The organism is Roseomonas sp. USHLN139, from assembly GCF_037145735.1.
Classification (GTDB): domain Bacteria; phylum Pseudomonadota; class Alphaproteobacteria; order Acetobacterales; family Acetobacteraceae; genus Pseudoroseomonas.
This window is the reverse complement of the sequence record NZ_JBBCWY010000010.1, coordinates 1-20,119: the sequence shown is the minus strand read 5'-3', so window position 1 is coordinate 20,119 and position 20,119 is coordinate 1. Positions and strand designations below refer to the sequence as shown.

Here is a 20,119-nt window from a genome sequence, read left to right as displayed (position 1 = left end):
ATTCCCTGTGGCAGTGCGTGGACCGGGAAAAGCTTGCGCCGCCGGCAAGCCCGGCTTCAAGCGGCGCGGTATCACATGCGCGCGCAGCGGTGCCTCAGCCGGCGGCCAGGAACAGCCCGGCCAGCGCCAGCACCGCCCCCAGCTGCAGCGCGCAGGCCAGGCGGTAGAGGCGCAGCGCGCGGCGCAGATCGGCGGCCGTGGCCTCGGCGCGGCCCTCGCCCATCCAGGCATCCTCCACCCGCTCGGCGCCATAGACGCGCGGCCCGGCCAGCCGCAGGCCGAGCGCGCCGGCCATCGCCGCCTCCGGCCAGCCGGCATTGGGCGAGCGGTGGTGCCGCGCATCCCGCGCCACGGCGCGCGCCGCGGCGGCGGCGGAGCCGCCGGGCAGCAGCGCGGCGGCGGCGACCAGCCAGAGCGCCGCCAGCCGCGAGGCCGGCAGGTTCACCAGGTCGTCGAAGCGCGCCGCCGCCCAGCCGAAATCGCGGTAGCGGTCGGAGCGATGGCCGATCATGCTGTCCGCCGTATTGGCCGCCTTGTAGAGCGCCGCCCCCGGCAGCCCGGCGATCGCGGCCCAGAAGGCCGGGGCGACGATGCCGTCGGAGAAATTCTCGGCCAGGCTCTCGATGGCGGCGCGGGCGACGCCGGCCTCGTCGAGGCTTTCCGGGTTGCGGCCGACGATCATGGCGACCGCCCGCCGCCCGCCGGCAAGGCCCTCCCGCTCCAGCCCCTCGGCCACCGCGGCGACATGCTCATGCAGGCTGCGCTGCGCCGGCAGGCTGGCGAGCAGCAGCGCCAGCAGCAGCATCCCCGGCAGGCTGCCGGTCAGGGCCGCCTGCAGCAGCGCCGTGGGCAGCCCCACCGCCAGCAGCAGCGCGGCCAGCGTCACCACCCCGGCGCCGCGCCGGAAGCGGCCGGATCGGGCCGGATCGTTCAGCCGCTGCTCCAGCGCTGAAAGAAACGTCCCCATCCAGACCACCGGATGGCGGATGGCGGCGAAGAGCGCTTTGGGGTAGCCGAAGGCGGCCTCGATCAGCAGCGCCCCGGCGAGGATCAGCAGCAGGTCGGTCAGGGCGAGGATCCCGGGAGGGGTGGAAGGCGTGTCGGCTAGCATGGCGCAGGACGGGTTGGAACATGGCGGCCGGCTGGGCGCCGCGCGCCGGGCCTTCGCCGGGGCGCCGGAACCCTTCATCGACCTCTCCACCGGCATCAACCCGCGACCCTGGCCGGTGCCGCCGCTCGACCCCGATTCCTGGGGGCGGCTGCCGGAACCCGAGGCGGAACTCGCCCTGCGCGTCGCCGCCGCCGCCGCCTACGGGGCGGCGACGCCGGACATGGTCGCCGCCGCGCCGGGCACCCAGCTGCTGATCCAGCTGCTGCCGCGGATCTTCCCCCAGGCCGGGCTCGCCGTGCTCGGCCCGACCTATGCCGAACATGCCGCCTGCTGGCGCGCGGCCGGCACCGCGGTGGCCGAGGTGGAGCGGTTCGCGGCGCTGTTCGACGCCCCCGCCGCGCTGCTCTGCCACCCGAACAACCCGGACGGGCGGCGGGTCGGCCTGCGCGCGCTGCATGCCCTGGCCGATGCCATGGCGGCGCGCGGCGGGCTGCTGGTGGTGGACGAGGCCTTCGCCGATCTGGAGCCGGAGCTGGTTTCCGCCGCCACCCTGCTGCCGCATCCGGCGCTGGTCGTGCTGCGCTCCTTCGGCAAGACCTATGGGCTGGCCGGGCTGCGGCTCGGCTTCGCCCTGGCGTCGGCGGCCGGCGCGGCGGCGATCCGCGGCTGGCTCGGCCCCTGGGCGGTCGCCGGCCCGGCCCTGGCGATCGGCACCGCCGCCCTGGCCGATGCCCCCTGGCGGGCGGGTGAGGCGGCGCGCCTGGCCGCCGAGGCCGCGCGGCTCGACGCGCTGCTGGAGGCGGCGGGGCTGCGTGTCCTCGGCGGCACCCGGCTGTTCCGCCTGGCCGAGGGCGATGCCGCCGGCTGGCACCAGCGGCTCGGCCGCGCCGGGATCCTGACCCGGCCTTTCGCGCAGCAGCCACGCTGGCTGCGCTTCGGCCTGCCGCCGGACGAGGCGGCCTGGGCGCGACTCGCGGCAGTGCTCCGGTGAGACACCGCACGACCCGCTTTCTAGTTGCGAGTTATTCTTATTATCGATTAGATGCCGGCCATCACCCCGCCATCCCCGGCAGGAGGAGAGACCCGCATGTTCCATCACCGCTCCTGCGGCACCGCCAACCTCGTCGCCCTGATGGCCGCGCACCGCGCCCTGCGCGACGCGCCCGGCGGGCTGCGCCAGCAGGATGTCGCCCGGCTGACCGCGCGGCTGCAGACCGCGCCGCCCGGCCCGCCATCCGCCCCGCCATCCCCCGCCCGCCCGCCTTCGGTACCCCGGCAGAACTGAGCTTGCCGCCGGGCGCGACCCGGCCCAGGCTGCGCGCCATGCGCATCCTGCTGCTGAACGGCAATACCGATGCCGCCATGACCACGCGCATGGCGGCGCTCGCCAGCCAGGCCCTGCCGCGGCTGGGCCTGGCCCATGTCAGGCTGTCCACCGCGACGGCACGCTTCGGCGCCCGCTACATCGCCAGCCGCAGCGCCGCCGCCATCGCCGGCCATGCGGTGCTGGAGCGGGTCGCCGAGGCGGCGGGCCAGGTCGATGCCATCGCCATCGCCTGCTTCGGCGATCCCGCGCTCGATGCCGCGCGCGAACTGTCCGGCCTGCCGGTGGCGGGGATGGCCGATGCCTCGCTGCGCCAGGCGCTGGCCGCGCATCGCCGCGTCGCCCTGCTGACCGGCGGCGCCGCCTGGGTGCCGATGCTCGAGGAATTCTCCCTGTCCCGCGGCTGGCCGGCCGAGCGGGTGCTGGTGCGCGCCGTCGCCCCCACCGGCGACATGATCGCCCGCGAGCCGGAGCGCGCCCTGTCCCTGCTGGCCGAGGCCGCGACCGCCGCGCTGGCGGAGGGCGCCGAGGCCGTGGTGCTGGGCGGCGCCGGCCTCGCCGGGCTGGCCCCCGCCCTGCAGCCCCTGGTCGACGCGCCGGTGCTGGACAGCCTCGACTGCCTGCTGCGCGGGGCCGCCGGCGCGATCCCGACGCCGCCCGGCCCGACGCCCGCGGCGCTGGGCCGGACACCCAGCAGCGGATTGAGCGAGGCGCTGGCGGCGCGGCTGGCGCTGGCTTGACCTGCCGCGGCGCAGCAGGCACCAGCGTGCCATGTCCAAGACCGATCTCGCCTCGCCGCCCCCGCCCTATCACGAGCTGCTCGGCATCCGCCTGACCGAATGGAGGGACGGCTATGCCCGCGTCGTCTGCGACAGCGGCGCCGGCCACCTGAACCGCAGCGGCATCGTCCATGGCGGCGTCATCCTGTCGCTGATCGACCAGGCCGGCGCCTTCGCCGGCCTCTGGTGCAGCATTGAAGGAAATATCCGCAAGGCGGTGACCATCGACCTGGATTGCCGCTTCACCGGCCAGGTCGCCGGCGGCGAGATCGTGGCGATCGGCCAGGTGATCTCGCGCGGCCGCAACATCTTCTTCGCCCGCACCGAGGTCTTCGACGCGGCCGGCAAGATGGTGGCCTTCGGCGCCTCCACCCACCGCTGGCGCGCCGGCAGCGAAGGCGTTGAAGGTTCTCCGGCTTAACGCTTCGGGATCTTCACCGTCGCCAGGATCACCGCGCCCAGCGCGATGAAGCCCAGCACCGTCGCCATCCCGGCCCGCTGGCTGGCGGTGGCGGTGGTGACGAGCGCCAGCACCGCCGGCCCGAGGAAGCCGGTGATCCGCCCCGACAGCGCGAACAGCCCGAAATGCGCCGAGACCTCCTCCGGCGGGGCCAGATGCGCCATCAGGCTGCGGCTGGCCGATTGCGCCGGGCCGAGGAACAGGCCGAGCGCCATGGCCAGCCCCCAGAACACCGTCTTGTCGTCGGTCAGCACCACGCCGCTGCCCAGCAGCAGCAGCGCGCCCAGCGAGACCAGCACCGTCTCCCGCGCGCCCAGCCGGTCCTCGATCAGCCCGAAGCCGGCGGCGCCGAGCCCCGCCGTGACGTTCAGCGCGATGCCGAACATCAAGATTTCCTCGAAGCCCATGCCGAAGCTGCCGGCGGCATAGATGGCGCCGAAGGCGAAGAGCGTGTTCAGCCCGTCGGTGTAGAACAGCCGCGCCAGCAGGAAGCGGCCCATCACCGGGTTATGCGGCAGGCGCTTCAGCACGCCCCAGATCTCGGCCAGCCCGTGCCGCACCGACTCCCCCCAGCCCGGCCGCGGCGGCGGCGGGTCGGGCAGGGCCAGCAGCACCGGCCAGCCGAAACCCAGCATCCAGACCGCGACCAGCAGGGCGCTGGCGCGGACATGCTCGGCCTCCGCCCGGTCCAGCCCGAACAGAGAAGGATTCGGCTGCACCAGCAGCATCAGGCAGACCAGCAGGCAGGCCAGGCCCCCGGCATAGCCCAGCCCCCAGGCCAGGCCGGAGATGCGCCCCAGCCGCTCCGGCGGCGCCACCTGCGGCAGCATGGAATTGTAGAAGACGGTGCCGAGCTCGAAGCCGACGGTGGCAATCCCGACGCAGGCCAGCGCCCAGAGCGCGGAGTCCGGATGCGGCGTCGCATACCAGATCAGCCCGGTGGCCACCGAGGTGACCACGGTACACAGCAGCAGCATCATCCGCCGCCGCCCGCCGGCATCGGCGACGGCGCCCAGCACCGGCGACAGCAGCGCGATGGCGACCCCCGCCAGGGTCTGCATCCAGCCCCATTGCGCCTGGCCGGTGGCGGCGTCGGCGGCAATGCCCTGGGTGAAATAGGCGGCGATGACGAAGGTGGAGACGACCGTGGGAAAGGCGCTGTTGGCCCAGTCATACAGGGCCCAGGCCCAGGCTTTCCGCGACATGATGGCATTCATGGCGCGGAGAGTGCCTTGGAAGGGAAGAACAGGGAAAGGGCAGGGGGTAGGCCAGGGGAATGAATTCCCCTGGACCCCTTCTTTTTTCTGTCAGTGCTGCCGCGCGCAGGCGGCGAGGCGGGACAAAAAAGCGCCCCGCCGTGATGCCCTGGTAAGGCATCCGACGGGGCGCTGGTCTCTCAACGGCCGATGATCAGAAAGAAGATGGGGGCCTGGGGGAATTCATTCCCCCAGCCTTATTCCTGTCTTCTCTATCAAACCGCCTTGGAAAGCTCCCGCACCGCCACCGTGACCGCCGCCAGATCCGGGCGGGATGCCGCGTCGGCCGCGGTGCGGCGCGCCGCTTCCGCCTCCGGCAGGGCGCCGCGCAGGGCGGCCTGGGCCAGGCGGGTCTGCAGCCCGGCCAGGTCGTCCAGCAGGGCCGCCTTGGCGCGGGTGCCGAAGGGCCCGGTGGCCGGGGCGAGGCCCGTCGCCTGGCGCAGCTCGGCCAGGTGGAAGCTGTCGCCGACCGCGCGCCAGGCATGGGCCGCTTCCGCCGGCGGCACAGCGGCCGAGGCCGCCAGGCGCACGATGGCGGGGGCGGCTTCCAGCGCCGGGGCGGCCGCGACCAGCCGGGCCACCGGCTCCGGCAACCCGTTCTGCGGCGGGGTGGCGGCGGCGGTCTCGGTCGCCAGCAGCGCCTCGATGCCGGGGCGCAGCGTGGCCAGCGCCTCGTCCAGCGGGCGGGCGGTCTCCGGCATGGCCAGCAGCTCGCGGGCGGTGGCGCCCAGCAGCTGGCGCAGCGCCATCAGCGCGGCATGGCGGGCCTCGACCGGTGCGGTGGCGCGGTCGGCGGCTTCCATGGCGGCGCCGAGGTTCAGCAGCCGGTCGGCCAGGATGGTGGCGCGGGCCGCATCCGCGGGCTCCGACCCGGCGGCCAGGCGCGCCAGCCCGGCCGGGCCGAGGCGGTTGGCCACCTCATTCGCCAGGATGGTCGCCAGCAGCTCGCGCCGCAGGCGGTGGCGGGCGATGAAGGGCGCGTAGTCGCGCTGCAGCTGGCTGGGGAAATAGGCTTCCAGCAGCGGCAGCAGCGCCGGGTCGTCGGGCAGGCTGCTGTGCTCGATGGCTTCCGCCAGCCACAGCTTGGCGAAGGGCAGCAGCGCGGTCAGTTCCGGCCGGGTCAGCTTCTGCTGCGCGGCGATGCGGCTGGCCATGCCCTCGGCATCGGGCAGGCCGGCGACGGCGCGGTCCAGCAGGCCGCTGGCCTCCAGCCGCACCATCAGCGCGGCCTGGGCCGGCAGGGCCTCGGCGCCGGATTCGGCCTCCAGCGACACGGCGAGCGACTGCTCGGTATTGTCGCGGAGGACGAGGGCGCCGACCTCCTCGGTCATCTCGCGCAGCAGCCCGTCGCGCTGGCGCTCGGTCAGCGCGCCGCTGACCATGGCGTCGGCCAGCAGGATCTTGATGTTCACCTCATGGTCGGAGGTCGAGACGCCGGCGGAGTTGTCCAGCGCATCGGTGTTGAGGCGCACGCCGGCGCCCTCGGCGCCGAGCCGCGCCGCCTCGATGCGGCCGGCCTGGGTGACGCCCAGATTGGCGCCCTCGCCGATGATGCGGGCGCGGATCTCGCGGCCGTCGACGCGGATGGCGTCATTGGCGCGGTCGCCGGCCTCGGCCTGGGATTCGGTCGAGGCTTTGATGTAGGTGCCGATGCCGCCGAAATAGAGCAGGTCGACCCTGGCGCGCAGGATCGCCTTCATCACCGTCGCCGGGTCCGGCTTCTCCGCCTCGATGCCGAGCAGGGCGCGCGCTTCCGCCGAGAGCGGGATGGTGCGGGCGTTGCGCGGATAGACGCCGCCACCCTGGCTGATCAGCGACGCATCGTAATCGAGCCAGGAGGAGCGGGGCAGGGCGAAGACCCGGGCGCGCTCGGCATAGGAGGCGGCCGGGTCGGGCGTCGGGTCGATGAAGATGTGGCGGTGGTCGAAGGCCGCCAGCAGTTTGGTCTGCTTCGACACCAGCAGGCCGTTGCCGAAGACGTCGCCCGACATGTCGCCGACGCCGACCATGGTGAAGGGCTCGGCCTGGATGTCGTGGCCGGTCTCCGAGAAATGCCGGGCGATCATCACCCAGGCACCCTTGGCGGTGATGCCCATGGCCTTGTGGTCATAGCCCTGGCTGCCGCCCGAGGCGAAGGCGTCGTCCAGCCAGAAGCCGTATTCCTTCGCCAGCCCGTTGGCGATGTCGCTGAAGGTGGCGGTGCCCTTGTCGGCGGCGGCGACGATATAGGGATCATCGCCGTCGCGGCGGACGACATGGGCGGGCGGCAGCACCGTCTCGCCCTGCAGGTTGTCGGTGATGTCCAGCATGCCGCGGATCAGCGTCTTGTAGGCGGCGATGCCGGTGGCCATGAAGGCCTCGCGGTCGGTGGCCGGCGGCACGGCGCCCTTGAGGACGAAGCCGCCCTTGGCGCCGGTCGGCACGATGACGACGTTCTTCAGCCGCTGCGCCTTCATCAGGCCGAGGATCTCGGTGCGGAAATCCTCCTTGCGGTCGGACCAGCGGATGCCGCCGCGCGCCACCGGGCCGGCGCGCAGATGGCAGCCTTCCATGTGCGGGGCATGCACGAAGATCTCCCGCCAGGGGCGGGGCTGCGGCATCTCGCCGGCCCGCGCGCTCTCGAACTTCAGCGAGAGATAGGGCTTGTCCTGGAAGAAGTTGGTGCGCAGCAGGGCATCGAGCGCGGTGCGCAGGCGCGCCAGGATGCGGTCGGCATCCGGGTCCTCCACCGCGTCCATCAGCGCGGCCCAGTCGGCCTCCAGCTTCTCCGCCGCGACCACGCCGGCGCCGCTGGCGGCGGCCGGGTCGAAGCGGGCATTGAACAGGTCGACCAGCAGGCGGGCGGCCTGCGGCTGGCCGGTCAGCGCCGCCTCGACCGAGCCCTGGGCGAAGGGGAAGCCGACCTGCTTCAGCCAGCGGAACAGCGCGCGCAGCAGCCAGGCCTCGCGCCAGGTCAGGCCGGCCCGCGGCACCAGGCGGTTGAAGCCGTCGACCTCGGCGCGGCCGGCCTGCAGCGCCTCCAGCGCCTCGAGCAGCGCGGGGAAGCGGGCCTCCTCCAGGTCGCTGCCGGCTTCCAGCGTGTAGATATGCAGGACCGCGCGGGTGCCGCCGGTGACTTCCTTCAGGCGGAAGGGCTGCTCCTCGATGGCGCGGAGATCCAGGCTTTCGAACAGCGGCAGGGCATCGGCCAGCGGCAGCGGCCCGCCGGCATGCGCCAGGCGCAGGGTCAGCGCGGTGCGGGCGGCGCCGGGGGCGCGCTCCAGGCGCGCGGCCGGGCGGCCGGCGGAGAGCGCCTGCTCGACCAGCTGCAGGTCGGCCACGGCGGTGCCGGCGCTGCTCTGTTCGGCATAGGCGGCGGGGAAGGCATCGGCCCAGCGGGCCAGGGCGGCGGCGGCGCGGGCCTCGCCCATCTCGGCGGTCAGCGCCTCGCCCAGCCGGTCGGCGAAGGGGCGGGCGGCCTGGGCGAGGGCGGCCTCCAGCGCGTCGTCATCGACATCGCCCACGGCGCCGGGGACGGTGCCGATGATGTAGTGGACGCGGGCCAGCGGCGTGTCGCCCAGCGCGATGTGGAAGGCCGAGAGCCGGCCGTTGAAGGCGCGGGCCAGCATGCCGCCCAGCTTCTCGCGCAGCCTCGTGTCGAAGCTGTCGCGCGGCAGCCAGGCGATGGCGGAGACGAAGCGCTCGAAGGGATCGCGGCGGATGTAGAGCGCCGGGCGCGGCCGGATGAACAGGTCGAGCGCGCGGCGGGCGCCGGCCAGGATGGCGTCCTCGTCGGCCTGGAACAGCTCGTCGCGCGGCCAGGTGTCGATGATGTTGCGCAGCGCGCGGCCGTCATGGCTGTCGGGCGCCACGCCGTCGCGGTCCAGCATGCGGGCGACCTTGGCCGAGAGCCAGGGGATGCTGCGCGGGTTGCGGTTGTAGGCGGTCGCCGCGAAGAGGCCGACGAAGAGCCGCACGCCGGCGACGCTGCCATCGGCGGCATAGATCTTGGTGGCCACCACATCGGCATGCTGCGGCCGGTGCACCCGGGCGCGCATGTTCGCCTTGGCGATGGAGAGCACGCCGCCGCCCTGCAGCGACTGCCGCACATTGGCCGGGATGGCGGCGAGGTCGCGCAGCGCGTCGAAGACCGGCACAGCCTCGTCGCGCAGCAGGCCGAGCCCGTCTTCCGCCCAATCGGAACCCGTGGCGGAACCGGGGGCAGCACCCGGGGCGGCGCCCTCGGCGAAGCGGATCACCCGGTGGCCGAGGAAGACGAAGTTCTCCTCCGCCATCCAGCGCAGGAAGGCCTGGCCGGCCTCGACATCGGCGCCGCCATTCGGGCCGGCGGCGATCTCGGCCTCGGCCTGGTGCAGCCGGTCGAGCACGGCGGGGAAGTCGGCGACGGCCAGCCGCACCTCGACCATGGCGCGCTGCAGCGCCGCCTCGGTCGCCGCCCAGCTCTCGGTGCCGCCGGCGGCCTCGGCCAGCAGCCGGACGCTGGAGGGGGCGATCTCCACATGCATCATGCTTTCGGCGGCGCCCGCCGGGTCGAAGCCCTCGAGGCGGCCGGCGGCATCGCGCCGCACCCGCACCACCGGATGCAGCAGCCGGCGCGGCGTGCGGCCGGACAGGGTCAGCGCCGCCAGCACGCTGTCGACCAGGAAGGGCATGTCGTCGGTGACGATCTCCGCCACCGCCCCGGCGCCGCGGCCGGGGCCGGGCGGGCGGAGGCGGATGCTCGCCTGCCCGGGGACGCGGTTCTCGGCCAGCGAGAAGAGGCTGGCGGCGGCGGCGGCCAGGCGCTCCGGCGGCTCGGCGGCGAGCTCGGTGGCGGGCAGGCCCTCGGCCAGCTGCTGCAGCAGGGTGGCGGCGGCGGGCGGCAGCCCCGGCGCCTGACGCTGCAGGGCATCCGCGGCGGCGCGCAGCAACTCGGCGCGCAGGCCTCCTTCGCGGATCTGGCCTTCGGGCATGACTTTCTCCTCCATCGTCCTGACTGGCAGGTGGCCGGAAAATCGGTCCGCCACGGGGCCGGCGCAAGCGGGGACGTGCCGATAAGCGGTGCAATTTGCATAAAAATTCAGCGTCAGCTGGCCATCATTTGGCCGCTTTCGCCGGCCGCGCCGTTTCCCCTGATGACCGCGGCGCGCAGGCATGGCTAAGCTGCGCGCATGATCCGCACGCTCGCTGACCTCCTCGCTCCGATGACGCCGGAGCAGTTCTTTGCCGAGTATCACGACAAGCAGCCGCTGCACCTGCAGGGCGGGGCGGCGAAGTTCGCCTCGGTGCTGTCGTGGCGGCAGATCAACCGCCTGCTCGACCAGACGCATATCTGGTCCAGCCAGTCGCTGAAGCTGGTGATGGACGGCAATGCCGTGCCGCCGGAGCAGTACTGCAGCCGCGCCACCAGCCGCGACAACGCGCAGACCCTGCAGCCCGAGGCGCGGATGGTCAGCCAGTGGGTGGCGCGCGGCGCCTCGATCGTGATGAACGACGTCGACAGCCTGACGCCCGGCCTGGCCGCGGTCTCGGACGCGCTGGAGGAGGCCGGGCTCGGCAAGGCGCAGGCGAATGTCTACATCTCCTGGCAGAGCCACAAGGCCTTCCCCAGCCATTTCGACACGCATGACGTCTGGGCGGTGCAGGTCGAGGGCGAGAAGACCTGGAACATCTGGGAGGGCCGCGCCGACTGGCCGATCCCGCATCCGGTGTTCCGCAGCCTGGGCCAGGCGCATCATGACCAGGCCAAGGGCAAGCTGCGCGGCAAGGTCACCCTGAAGCCGGGCGACCTGCTCTACCTGCCGCGCGGCTGGTACCATGACGCCCTGGCCGAGGCGCCGGCCTCCGTCCACATCGCCTATGGCGTGCATGCGCCGATGGGCATGGACCTGCTGAACATGCTGGTCGAGCGGGTGCTCTACGAGACCGAGTTCCGCAAGCCGCTGCCGCGCCAGGATGGAACCGCCGCCGCCCGCTTCGCGTTGACCAGCCGCGCCGCCCAGCTCGGGCAGCGCCTGTCCGAGCTGACGCGGGATCCCAAGGTCATGGAAGTGCTGGCCAAGTTCGTGGCCGATTATCGCTATCGCCGCGGCGGCAACGACCTGCTGGCGGCGCGCGGCCTGGCCGCGCCGTCCATTGGCGAGGCGGGCGAGGCCGAGGGCGCCGCCTTCCGCATCGTCGCGCCCGGCACCAAGGCGGTGCGGCGCGGCGCCGAATGGGTGGTCAAGGCGCCGGCCGGCGCGCTGTCGCTGCAGCCGGCCGAGGCCGAGGCGGCGAACTGGCTGCTGGCCCGTCCCGACGGCACCGAGGCCGAGCTGCGCCAGGCGCATCCGGCGGTGGATGCGGCGGCGCTGCTGCAGCGGCTGGCCGAGTCCGGCCTGCTCGTCGCCGTATGAAGCACCTCCTCCTTCTGGCGCCGCTGCTGGCGGTGGCGCTGCCGGGCGGCGAGGCCCAGGCCCAGCCGCGGCCCTTCAACTGCATCGGCGCCGAGCGGCTCGAGGACGATGTCTTCGAGATCCCCTTCGCGCCGCGCAGCGCCCGGCCCTCCGAGGCCGCGCGCACCCCGGTCGCCGCCGCCGCGGCGCTGGCCAAGGCGAATCCGGCGCGCAATCTCTGCGTGCTCGGCCATGCGGTGCGCGAGGGCGGGCAGGCGACCAGCACCCAGCTCGCCGCCCGCCGGGCGCGCGAGGTGTCGGAGCTGCTCTCGGTCGGCCAGGGCATCGAGCGCGACCGCATCCGCGCCGAGGCGCGCAATCCGGGCTTCAGCAGCCGCACGCCGAACCGCGAGGCGCGCAGCGTGACCATCGTCGTGCTGCCCGCCGCCGTGGACGCGCCGCCGCCGCCCGCCCAGCCGGCGCCGCAGCGCCGCCCGGGCGGCGAGGCGCCGCGCTCCCCGGCGGTGCCGGCGCCGACCCCGCCGGTCGTGACCCCGCCAGTGCCGCCGAGCGTCACCCCGCCCGCCGTGACGCCGCCGGGCCGGCCCTCCGTCCCGCCGCCGGCAGCAGTGAGCCCGCCGCCGGCGCCGCCGCGCCCGGCCGAGACGCCGAAGCCGCCGCCGCCCGCCGAGGCGCCGCGCGAGCGTCCCCCGGCACCGCCCCCGTCGCCGCCGCCCGCGCCGCAGACCCCAGCGCCGCAGACCCCGACGCCGCAGACTCCGGGCAATGCCGTGCCGGGCAACAGCGCGCCTGCCGTGGTGCCGCCGGGCACGCCACCGGTGGCGCCGCCGGTGGCACCGGCCCCGGCGCCGCAGGCCGCGCCGGCGGAAGCCCCGCCGGCCGAGACCCCGTCCAAGCCCGAGTGACCGGGCAGGGGGCGGCGCAACCCGCCGCCCCCTGTCGCGTCACCCCCGGATGAGCAGCGAGAGAGGAAGCGCAGGCATGGCGCGCGCGATGGCCCGGCAGCTGGCGGCGGGATGCCGCGTCACCGAGGGCGGCGGCTTCCGGCTGGCCAGCCATTCAACCCGCGGCCCGAAGCGGGTGCCGACGCGGGACGAGGCCGAGGGGCTGCTGCGCCAGGGGGTGGAGCGCCTGGCCGATCTGCAGGGCCGGCTCTCGGCACAGGACCGCCACGCGGTCTTCATCATCTTCCAGGCGATGGACGCGGCCGGCAAGGACGGCGCCATCAAGCACGTCTTCTCCGGGCTGAACCCGCAGGGCTGCTCGGTGCATGCCTTCAAGGCGCCGGGGCCGGAGGAGCTCGACCAGGATTTCCTGCGCCGCCACGTCGCCCGGCTGCCGGCGCGCGGGCAGATCGGCATCCACAACCGCTCCTGGTACGAGGAGGTGCTGATCGCCCGCGTCCATTCCAGCGTGCTGGCCCGCCAGCGCCTGCCGCAGGAGGTGGTCGGGCCGAAGATCTGGGAGCAGCGCCTCGAGGACATCTCCGCCTTCGAGCGCTATCTCGCGCGGCAGGGCTATGTGGTGCTGAAGTTCTTCCTGCATCTCAGCCGCGACGAGCAGCGCAAGCGCTTCCTGGCCCGCATCGAGGAGCCGGCGAAGAACTGGAAGCTGGATGCCGGCGACCTGGCCGAGCGGCCCTACTGGGATGCCTATCAGGAAGCCTATGAGGCGGCGATCCGCGCCACCGCCACGCCGCAGGCGCCCTGGTACGTGGTGCCGGCCGACCGCAAATGGCTGACCCGCCTGGTGGTGGTGGAAGCCGTGGTCGAGGCGCTGGAGGCGATCGACCCGCGCTACCCGACGCTGGATGCCGCCGGGCAGGAGCGGCTGCGCCACGCCGCCGAGACCCTGGCCGCCGAGAAGGGGTGAAGGCAAAAGAAAACCGCGGGGCCCAGGGGCCCCGCGGTTCGTTCCGGCGATACCGGGGCAGACTGACGGCGGCTCAGCGGCGCGCGGTCAGCAGTCCCAGCACATAGCCGATGGCGCCCACCACCAGCAGCGAGGTCACCGGCTGCTGCTCGACGACGCGGACAACGCGCTCGCCGGCATGCTGGGCGTATTCACGCGCCTCGCCATAGACTTCCTGCGCCCTGCCGCTGACCTGGCGGGCCAGACCCTCGGCGCGCTGGTCCTCGTCATTGGTGAAGCGGCCGAGGCCTTCCTGGGCCTGACCCACCACCTTGCGGGCGCCGCCCTCGATCGTGTCGGTGTTGATCGCCATGGCCTGGTTCCTCAGCTCTTGACCGCGTCCCGCGCGGTGTCCTTGGCCTTGCCGACGGCCGCCTGGGTCTTGCCCTCGACCTTGTCCGCCTTGCCCTCGAGCTCGGTGCTGGTGCTGCCGGTCACCTTGCCCGCGGCTTCCTTGATGGCGCCCTTGGCCTGCTTGGCGGCGCCCTCGATGCGGTCCTTGTCCATGTGTTCCTGCCTTTCGTCCTCGGCGAGCGGGATCGCCCGTCCGGGCCGTCGCGTCATGCGACGGTCTTGCAGGGAAAACGCCATTCCTTAGCATAGGTTGCCTCGGCATCGGCTTCCCTGCCGAGGCGATGGTTCAGTGCGCGGCGGCGACCTTGTTGGCCAGCATGACGCGGGCGCGCTCCAGATCCTCCGGCGTGTCGACGCCGAGCGGCACCTCCGCCACCTCCATGGCATCGATGCGCATGCCGGCCTCGAGCGCGCGCAGCTGCTCGAGCTTCTCGCGCTGCTCGAGCGGCGAGGGGGGCATGGCGACGAAGCGGGCCAGCGCCGCGGTGCGCCAGGCATAGAGGCCGATATGGTGGTAGAGCGGCCCCTCGCCCCAGGGCGCCTGGGCACGGGTGAAGTAGAGCGCGCGGAAGCGGCCGCCGCCGAGCGGGGTGCCGACCATCTTCACCACGGAGCTGGCCTCGCGCTCCTCGGCGCGCAGGATCGGCGCGACGGCGGTGCCGATGGCGACCTCGGCATCGGCCAGGGGGGTGGCGGCGGCGCGGATGGTGGCCGGTGTCACCGTCGGCAGGTCGCCCTGGACGTTGATCACCACATCATACTTGTGGTCGGGGTCGATCCGGCCCAGCGCCTCGAAGACGCGGTCGGAGCCGGAGGGGTGGTCGGGCTGGGTCAGCACCGCCTGGCCGCCGACAGCGCGCACGGCGTCGGCGATGGCGGGGGTGTCGGTGGCGATCCAGACCGGCGCGATGTCGGCCTCCATGGCGCGGCGCCAGACGGCGACGATCATCGGCTCGCCATGGATATCGGCCAGCGGCTTGTTGGGCAGGCGGGTGGCGGCCAGGCGGGAGGGGATCAGCAGGACCGGCTTCATGCCGCGACCTCGCCCACCGCCACGGCGCCCTGGGCCGAGGCCTGGCCCTTCACCAGCCGGTCGAGCGCGACCAGGTCGCGCAGCAGCCCCTCGAATTCGCGCAGCGGCACCATGTTGGGGCCGTCGGAGGGAGCGCGGTCGGGGTCCTCATGCGTCTCGATGAACAGGCCGGCGACGCCGACGGCGACGGCGGCGCGCGCCAGGACCGGGACGAATTCGCGCTGGCCGCCCGAGCTGCCGCCGAGGCCGCCCGGCTGCTGCACCGAATGGGTGGCATCGAAGATCACCGGGGCGCCGGTGCGGGCCATGATCGGCAGGCCGCGGAAGTCGCTGACCAGGGTGTTGTAGCCGAAGCTGGTGCCGCGGTCGGTCAGCAGGACATTGGGGTTGCCGGCGCCGGTCAGCTTGTCGACCACATTGGCCATGTCCCAGGGCGCCAGGAACTGGCCCTTCTTGACGTTGACCGCGCGGCCGGTGGCGGCGGCGGCCAGCAGCAGGTCGGTCTGGCGGCAGAGGAAGGCCGGGATCTGCAGGATGTCCACGGCCTCGGCCACGGGGGCGCATTGCTCGGCGTTGTGGACGTCGGTGAGCACGGGCAGGCCAAGGCTTTCGCGGATCTCGGCGAAGATCGGCAGGGACTTTTCCAGGCCGAGGCCGCGCTGCGCGCGGGCGCTGGTGCGGTTGGCCTTGTCGAAGCTGGTCTTGTAGATCAGGCCGAAGCCCTGCCGGGTGGCGATCTCCTTCAGTGCCGAGGCCATTTCGAGCGCGTGGTCGCGGCTTTCGAGCTGGCAGGGCCCGGCGATGATGGCGAGCGGCAGGCTGTTGCCGAAGCGGACCTGACCGCATTCAACGATGGCGTTGGGCTGGGACACGGCCAGGCTCCTCTTCTTAACTGACAGAAAAAAGAAGGGGTCCAGGGGAATTCATTCCCCTGGCCTTTCTTCCTTTAATGGCGCTCGTAGAGCAGCCGCGCCCGCATCGTGCCAGGGATCTCCTTGAGCGCCGCGAGGACGCCCTCGGGATCGGCGACCCCGTCGGCATCGACGACGACGTAGCCGATCTGCGGATCGGTCTGCAGGAACTGGGCCGAGATGTTCAGGCTGAAGCGGCTGAACACCTCGTTCATCGAGGCGAGCACGCCCGGCACGTTGTGGTGGACATGCATGAAGCGGGTGCCGTGCGGCTTGGCCGGCAGGGTGACTTCCGGGAAGTTCACCGCGCCGAGGGTCGCCCCGGTGTCGGAATAGTCGGAGAGCTTGCGCGCCGTCTCCTCGCCGATGCGGTCCTGGGCCTCCTCGGTGCTGCCGCCGATATGCGGCGTCAGGATGACGTTGGGCAGGCCCTGCAGCGGGGAGGTGAAGCGCTCGCCGTTGCGCTTCGGCTCGTCCGGGAAGACGTCGGCGGCGGCGCCCAGCACATGGCCGTCGCGGATCGCCGCGGCCAGGGCGTCGAGGTCGACGACGCGGCCGCGGGCATTGTTGATCAGGATGGCGCCCGGCCGCATGGCGGCGATCTGGGCGGCGCCGATCATGTTGGTGGTCTCGGCCGTCTCGGGGACGTGGATGCTGACCACGTCGGCGGCGGAGAGCAGGTCGGGCAGGCTGGCGGCGGCCACCGCGTTGCCGTGCGGCAGCTTGGGGATGGTGTCGTAATAGATGACGCGCATGCCGAAGGCCTCGGCCAGGACCGAGAGCTGGCTGCCGATATTGCCGTAGCCGACGATGCCCAGCGTCTTGCCGCGGACTTCCCGCGAATGGGTGGCCGACTTGTCCCAGCCGCCGTCATGCGCCGAGCGCGAGCGGTCGGGGATGCGGCGCAGCAGCATGACGATCTCGCCCATCACCAGCTCCGCCACGCTGCGGGTGTTGGAGAAGGGGGCGTTGAACACCGGGATGCCGAGCTGCTTGGCCTGGGCCAGGTCGACCTGGTTGGTGCCGATGCAGAAGCAGCCGATGGCGATCAGCCGGTCGGCGGCGGCCAGCACCTCGGCGGTCACCTGGGTGCGGGAGCGGATGCCGAGCAGGTGGACCCCCTGCAGCGCGGCCTTCAGCGCCTCGCCTTCCAGCGCCTTGGTCTCGCGCTGGATGTTGGTGTAGCCGGCGGCGCCGAGGAGCGACACGGCACTGTCGGCCACGCCCTCCAGCAGCAGGATGCGGATCCGGTCCTTGGGGAGCGAGATGCGTTGGTTCGACAGCGTGTGCGACATGGCTGGTCAAATGCCCCTGCCGGGCCGTTTCGGGAAGTGCCAAACCGTCAAGCGTGTTCCGCGTTTGCGCCAGGGGTGTCCGCCGGGCGGACCGCCGGGACCCGGCGGGCGCGGCGCGTGAAGGGGGAGGCCCCGGCCCGCCGCCGGCCTTCCAGCAGGCGGCTTTCAAGCAGAAAATGCATGGCTGGGCCGAGGTCACGCAGATCGCGCATGGCGCCATGCGGCGGGCGGGGGGCAAAGGCCGCGTTTGTCCTTGTCGTTCCCGGCGGCCGGGTCCATGTCGCGGGCAGACGCCCCGCCCCCACCGAATCAGGTCAAGAAGAGCGGGGAATGCATCCGGAGATTCCCACCATGGCTGTCGAGAAGATGGAACTGCCGCCGGGCCTGCGCCGGCGGGTGACGATGGACGCGCTGACCGAGCTGGCCCAGGGCGGCCTGGCCGAGCGGCTGCGCCTGGAGGCCGCCGCCCGCGTGCTGGGCACCGCGCGCCATGCGCTGGAGATGGCGGATGGCGAGCTGCCGGTGCCGGAAGCCATGGTCGGCTGGCAGCGCGGCGTGGTGACGGCGCGCGAGCATGTCGAGACGCTGACGCCGCGGCAGATCGACCAGCTGATCGAGGAAGGCCCGCGCTGGGCCGCCGCCGTGCTGCGCAGCCAGCCGGCGCTGCGCTGGGCCGCCTGAGCGGCAAGGTTCCGGCCTTCCGGCATGGAAAAGCCCCGCTCGCGCGGGGCTTTTTTTATGGGCCGGGGGCGGCGCTCAGGGGCGGCGTGCGGCGTCCCAGGGGGCGCGGCGCAGCTCGGCCTCCGCCTCCGGGCGGGAGAGGCCGATGTCGCGCAGCAGATGCGCGTCCAGCTCGGCCAGGTGCTGGCGGGTTCGCATCATCCGCAGGCAATGGCCCAGGACGGCGATCCAGCCGGCCTGGCGCGCGACAGGCGCGGCAGCGCGCTGGACGGCGGGGGCGGAGCAGGCGGAGCCGAGCTGGGCGGACATCGGAGCGGGGCCTTTCGGGCAAGGGAGGGTGCAGCGGAGTGTCGACCAGGCGTCGACAGGCGGCAGACTGCGTCCGGCCTCGGAATAAGGAAAACGAATTGTTTTGACGGAGGGCATCAACGGCATTGATGATGGCCGCATGCTCGCTTTGCCGCCCGGCCTCGATCCGGACCTGCTGCGCTCCTTCGTGCTGATCGCCGAGGGCGACAGCGTCACCCGCGCCGCCCAGCGGGTCGGCCGCACCCAGTCGGCCGTCTCGATGCAGATGCGGCGGCTGGAGGAGATCCTGGGTCATCCGCTGCTGGTGCGGGCGCCGAAAGGCTTCTCGCTGACGCCGCAGGGCGCCTGGCTGCTGGACCGGGCGCGGCCCTGGCTGACCATGCATGACGAGATCATCGCCAATTTCCGCATGCCCGACATTTCCGGCCCGGTGCGGCTGGGGACGCCGGACGACTATGTGATGCTCTGGCTGCCGGAGATCCTGGCGCGTTTCGCCGAAAGCCACCCGGCGGCGGAGCTCGAGGTGATCTGCGCCCCCTCGCACGAGCTGCTGGACCGGATGGAAAAGGACGAGCTGGACCTGACCATCTTCTCCGCCGGGCATGAGCGGCCGGGGGTGGTCGGCCTGCCGCTGTGGCGGGGCCCGCTGCAATGGGTGGGGCCGGTGGCGCATGCGGTGCACCGGCAGACGCCGCTGCGGCTGTCGCTCGGCCAGCCGGGCTGCATCTGGCGCGGGGCGGCGACTGGGGCGCTGGACCAGGCCGGGCTGCCCTGGCGCGTCACCTACAGTTCCAGCGCGCAGATGGGCACCTATGCCGTGGTGCTGGCCGGGCTGGCCATCACCGTCAGCCTGGCCGGGCCGCTGCCGCCCGGGCTGCGGGTGCTGGGCGAGGCGGATGGCCTGCCTCGCCTGCGGGAATTCGAGATCGCCCTGGCGCAGCGGGCCGAGACCCCGGCCGCCCGGGCGCTGGGACAGCATATCGTCGACAGCTTCCGTCACGAACCCGGGGGGCTGCCGCTTCAGGCGTGACGCAAGGCTTGCCCCGGCCAGGGCACGGATGCTTACCTTCCCGTAAAGAAAGGGGGAGGGCGTTCCGCCGATCCTCCTTCTGCAGGGAAGGGTGGACGAACCATGATCATTCGACGCCGCGGCCTCGTGGCCGCCGGCACGCTCGGGGGAGCCCTGGGCACCCTGGCGATGCCCAATGTGGCGCGCGGCCAGCTCTCCTGGCCGGAACGGCCGATCCGGCTGATCGTGCCCTGGCCGCCGGGCGGCAGCACCGACACGGTGGGCCGCATCTTCCAGCCGAAGCTGCAGGAGATCCTGGGCCGGCCGGTGGTGATCGAGAACAGGGGCGGCGCCTCGGGGGCGATCGGCGCCGGCGAGGCGGCGCGCGCCGATCCGGACGGCTATACCTGGCTGCTGGTCTATGACACCCAGGCGACCAACGAGAGCGTGATGCGCCTGCCCTTCAAGACCATGGAGGCCTTCGACCCGGTCTGCCTGGTGGGCACCGGGCCGCTGGCGCTGGTGGCGCATCAGAGCACGCCCTACCGCAACTATGCCGATGTGGTGGCGGCGGCCAAGAAGTCGCCCGACACGCTGAACTACGCGACCAGCGGCGTCGGCGGGCTGGCGCATGTGGCGACCACCCTGCTGCAGTCCGAGGGCGGCTTCCGCATCGTCCACGTGCCCTATCGCGGCGGCGGGCCTGCCACCCAGGACGCGGTCGCCGGCCATGTGCCGCTGTTCATGTCCAATGTGGTGGTGATCAACCAGCACATCAAATCCGGGATGCTGCGGCCGCTCGGGGTCACCACCCGGGGCGAGACGCGCCATGTGCCGGGGGTGCAGAGCTTCGCCCAGCAGGGGGTGGGGAATTTCGAGGCGCCGACCTGGTGGGCGGTGCTGGGGCGCGCCGGCACGCCGAAGCCGATCGTCGACAAGATGCATGCGGCGCTGGTGAAGGCGCTGTCCGACCCCGCGGTGCGGCGGAAGATCGAGGAGCAGGGGGCGGATGTCGCCGCCAGCTCGCCCGAGGAATGCGGCGCCTTCATCCAGGCGGAGATCACCAAATGGGGGAAGGTGATCCGCGAGAACGACATCCGCGCCGACAGCTGATCGGGAGGGGCGCATAACGCGGGCGGCGGGGGCGGAGTTTCGTCTCGAGGACGGAAAGTCGCAAAAAGGGGTTTGACGGGTGTATCTCCCGCCCATATAAGCCCCTCCACGCCGCCGGTTGGCGCTGCTGAACGGCGAACGGTGAGTGATTGGCTGGTGACTGGGGTTGACAAGCGGTTCTGCCGCGAGTAGATCCCGC

General features: G+C 73.0%; 19 protein-coding genes. 10 read left to right on the top strand and 9 right to left on the bottom strand.

Annotated elements, in window-relative coordinates:
* Positions 1 to 94: 94 nt before the first annotated feature.
* Entirely contained in the window at positions 95 to 1,111 is a 1,017-nt protein-coding gene (gene cbiB / locus WFI16_RS22110) for an adenosylcobinamide-phosphate synthase CbiB (protein ID WP_419900022.1), read from the bottom strand.
* Here cbiB and cobD point away from each other — a divergent pair.
* From cobD to WFI16_RS22090, 4 genes are all read left to right on the top strand, one after another.
* The gene (cobD, locus tag WFI16_RS22105) at positions 1,098 to 2,102 is read left to right on the top strand and encodes a threonine-phosphate decarboxylase CobD (RefSeq protein ID WP_419900021.1); all 1,005 of its coding nucleotides are present in this window, start codon (positions 1,098 to 1,100) and stop codon (positions 2,100 to 2,102) included. The two genes, cbiB and cobD, sit on opposite strands and share 14 nt — an antisense overlap.
* A 96-nt stretch (positions 2,103 to 2,198) precedes the next feature.
* The gene (locus WFI16_RS22100; RefSeq protein ID WP_419900020.1) at positions 2,199 to 2,396 is read left to right on the top strand and encodes a hypothetical protein; all 198 of its coding nucleotides are present in this window, start codon (positions 2,199 to 2,201) and stop codon (positions 2,394 to 2,396) included.
* A gap of 38 nt (positions 2,397 to 2,434) precedes the next feature.
* Positions 2,435 to 3,175, top strand: coding sequence for an aspartate/glutamate racemase family protein (locus WFI16_RS22095; protein WP_419900019.1), 741 nt, complete (start codon positions 2,435 to 2,437; stop codon positions 3,173 to 3,175).
* A 31-nt stretch (positions 3,176 to 3,206) separates the two neighbouring features.
* Positions 3,207 to 3,635 (top strand): PaaI family thioesterase, encoded by a 429-nt coding sequence (locus WFI16_RS22090; RefSeq protein ID WP_419900018.1) that lies wholly within the window; start codon positions 3,207 to 3,209, stop codon positions 3,633 to 3,635.
* On the opposite strand, the gene WFI16_RS22085 is transcribed toward WFI16_RS22090, so the two are convergent.
* Positions 3,632 to 4,879, bottom strand: a complete 1,248-nt coding sequence (locus tag WFI16_RS22085) for an MFS transporter (RefSeq protein WP_419900017.1) — start codon at positions 4,877 to 4,879, stop codon at positions 3,632 to 3,634. The genes WFI16_RS22090 and WFI16_RS22085 overlap by 4 nt on opposite strands.
* Positions 4,880 to 5,145: 266 nt before the next feature.
* Entirely contained in the window at positions 5,146 to 9,882 is a 4,737-nt protein-coding gene (locus tag WFI16_RS22080; protein ID WP_419900016.1) for an NAD-glutamate dehydrogenase, read from the bottom strand.
* Between the two features lie 198 nt (positions 9,883 to 10,080).
* Here WFI16_RS22080 and WFI16_RS22075 point away from each other — a divergent pair, with 198 nt between their 5' ends.
* The 3 genes from WFI16_RS22075 to WFI16_RS22065 all read left to right on the top strand — a co-directional run bounded on the left by WFI16_RS22075 (position 10,081) and on the right by WFI16_RS22065 (position 13,176).
* Complete coding sequence (locus tag WFI16_RS22075) at positions 10,081 to 11,304, top strand: cupin domain-containing protein (RefSeq protein WP_419900015.1); 1,224 nt, start codon at positions 10,081 to 10,083, stop codon at positions 11,302 to 11,304.
* Positions 11,301 to 12,209, top strand: coding sequence for an OmpA family protein (locus WFI16_RS22070; protein WP_419900014.1), 909 nt, complete (start codon positions 11,301 to 11,303; stop codon positions 12,207 to 12,209). Before WFI16_RS22075 ends, WFI16_RS22070 begins: the two co-directional genes overlap by 4 nt.
* 76 nt (positions 12,210 to 12,285) lie before the next feature.
* Positions 12,286 to 13,176, top strand: a complete 891-nt coding sequence (locus tag WFI16_RS22065; protein WP_419900013.1) for a PPK2 family polyphosphate kinase — start codon at positions 12,286 to 12,288, stop codon at positions 13,174 to 13,176.
* A gap of 73 nt (positions 13,177 to 13,249) precedes the next feature.
* On the opposite strand, the gene WFI16_RS22060 is transcribed toward WFI16_RS22065, so the two are convergent.
* The 5 genes from WFI16_RS22060 to serA form a co-directional block, all read right to left on the bottom strand.
* Positions 13,250 to 13,528 (bottom strand): CsbD family protein, encoded by a 279-nt coding sequence (locus tag WFI16_RS22060; RefSeq protein WP_419900012.1) that lies wholly within the window; start codon positions 13,526 to 13,528, stop codon positions 13,250 to 13,252.
* An 11-nt stretch (positions 13,529 to 13,539) separates the two neighbouring features.
* On the bottom strand, positions 13,540 to 13,779 hold the full coding sequence (locus WFI16_RS22055) for a CsbD family protein (RefSeq protein WP_419900011.1): 240 nt from the start codon (positions 13,777 to 13,779) through the stop codon (positions 13,540 to 13,542).
* Positions 13,780 to 13,855: 76 nt separating this feature from the next.
* A complete protein-coding gene (locus tag WFI16_RS22050; protein WP_419900010.1) occupies positions 13,856 to 14,602 on the bottom strand; it encodes a 3-deoxy-manno-octulosonate cytidylyltransferase in 747 nt (248 codons plus the stop codon).
* Positions 14,599 to 15,474, bottom strand: coding sequence for a 3-deoxy-8-phosphooctulonate synthase (gene kdsA, locus WFI16_RS22045; RefSeq protein ID WP_442970722.1), 876 nt, complete (start codon positions 15,472 to 15,474; stop codon positions 14,599 to 14,601). Before kdsA ends, WFI16_RS22050 begins: the two co-directional genes overlap by 4 nt.
* Positions 15,475 to 15,548: 74 nt before the next feature.
* Positions 15,549 to 16,808: a phosphoglycerate dehydrogenase gene (gene serA / locus WFI16_RS22040; protein ID WP_419900009.1), complete on the bottom strand. Its 1,260-nt coding sequence runs from the start codon at positions 16,806 to 16,808 to the stop codon at positions 15,549 to 15,551.
* Positions 16,809 to 17,159: 351 nt separating this feature from the next.
* Between serA and WFI16_RS22035 the strand changes: the two genes are divergently transcribed.
* Complete coding sequence (locus WFI16_RS22035; protein WP_419900008.1) at positions 17,160 to 17,489, top strand: hypothetical protein; 330 nt, start codon at positions 17,160 to 17,162, stop codon at positions 17,487 to 17,489.
* Positions 17,490 to 17,564: 75 nt separating this feature from the next.
* On the opposite strand, the gene WFI16_RS22030 is transcribed toward WFI16_RS22035, so the two are convergent.
* Positions 17,565 to 17,798 (bottom strand): DUF1127 domain-containing protein, encoded by a 234-nt coding sequence (locus tag WFI16_RS22030; RefSeq protein ID WP_419900007.1) that lies wholly within the window; start codon positions 17,796 to 17,798, stop codon positions 17,565 to 17,567.
* Positions 17,799 to 17,937: 139 nt separating this feature from the next.
* On the opposite strand from WFI16_RS22030, the gene WFI16_RS22025 reads away from it, so the two are divergent.
* Together WFI16_RS22025 and WFI16_RS22020 are read left to right on the top strand one after the other, a co-directional pair.
* Entirely contained in the window at positions 17,938 to 18,828 is an 891-nt protein-coding gene (locus WFI16_RS22025) for a LysR substrate-binding domain-containing protein (RefSeq protein WP_419900006.1), read from the top strand.
* Positions 18,829 to 18,930: 102 nt separating this feature from the next.
* Complete coding sequence (locus WFI16_RS22020) at positions 18,931 to 19,920, top strand: tripartite tricarboxylate transporter substrate binding protein (RefSeq protein WP_419900005.1); 990 nt, start codon at positions 18,931 to 18,933, stop codon at positions 19,918 to 19,920.
* Positions 19,921 to 20,119: the final 199 nt, after the last annotated feature.

Bases quoted from the DNA above. Each gene is read 5' to 3' on its own strand.
- cbiB (WP_419900022.1), bottom strand. From the start codon at position 1,111: ATGCTAGCCGACACGCCTTCCACCCCTCCCGGGATCCTCGCCCTGACC.
- WFI16_RS22100 (WP_419900020.1), top strand. From the start codon at position 2,199: ATGTTCCATCACCGCTCCTGCGGCACCGCCAACCTCGTCGCCCTGATG.
- WFI16_RS22095 (WP_419900019.1), top strand. From the start codon at position 2,435: ATGCGCATCCTGCTGCTGAACGGCAATACCGATGCCGCCATGACCACG.
- WFI16_RS22090 (WP_419900018.1), top strand. From the start codon at position 3,207: ATGTCCAAGACCGATCTCGCCTCGCCGCCCCCGCCCTATCACGAGCTG.
- WFI16_RS22085 (WP_419900017.1), bottom strand. From the start codon at position 4,879: ATGTCGCGGAAAGCCTGGGCCTGGGCCCTGTATGACTGGGCCAACAGC.
- WFI16_RS22080 (WP_419900016.1), bottom strand. From the start codon at position 9,882: ATGCCCGAAGGCCAGATCCGCGAAGGAGGCCTGCGCGCCGAGTTGCTG.
- WFI16_RS22075 (WP_419900015.1), top strand. From the start codon at position 10,081: ATGATCCGCACGCTCGCTGACCTCCTCGCTCCGATGACGCCGGAGCAG.
- WFI16_RS22070 (WP_419900014.1), top strand. From the start codon at position 11,301: ATGAAGCACCTCCTCCTTCTGGCGCCGCTGCTGGCGGTGGCGCTGCCG.
- WFI16_RS22065 (WP_419900013.1), top strand. From the start codon at position 12,286: ATGGCGCGCGCGATGGCCCGGCAGCTGGCGGCGGGATGCCGCGTCACC.
- WFI16_RS22060 (WP_419900012.1), bottom strand. From the start codon at position 13,528: ATGGCGATCAACACCGACACGATCGAGGGCGGCGCCCGCAAGGTGGTG.
- WFI16_RS22055 (WP_419900011.1), bottom strand. From the start codon at position 13,779: ATGACGCGACGGCCCGGACGGGCGATCCCGCTCGCCGAGGACGAAAGG.
- WFI16_RS22050 (WP_419900010.1), bottom strand. From the start codon at position 14,602: ATGAAGCCGGTCCTGCTGATCCCCTCCCGCCTGGCCGCCACCCGCCTG.
- serA (WP_419900009.1), bottom strand. From the start codon at position 16,808: ATGTCGCACACGCTGTCGAACCAACGCATCTCGCTCCCCAAGGACCGG.
- WFI16_RS22035 (WP_419900008.1), top strand. From the start codon at position 17,160: ATGGCTGTCGAGAAGATGGAACTGCCGCCGGGCCTGCGCCGGCGGGTG.
- WFI16_RS22030 (WP_419900007.1), bottom strand. From the start codon at position 17,798: ATGTCCGCCCAGCTCGGCTCCGCCTGCTCCGCCCCCGCCGTCCAGCGC.
- WFI16_RS22025 (WP_419900006.1), top strand. From the start codon at position 17,938: ATGCTCGCTTTGCCGCCCGGCCTCGATCCGGACCTGCTGCGCTCCTTC.
- WFI16_RS22020 (WP_419900005.1), top strand. From the start codon at position 18,931: ATGATCATTCGACGCCGCGGCCTCGTGGCCGCCGGCACGCTCGGGGGA.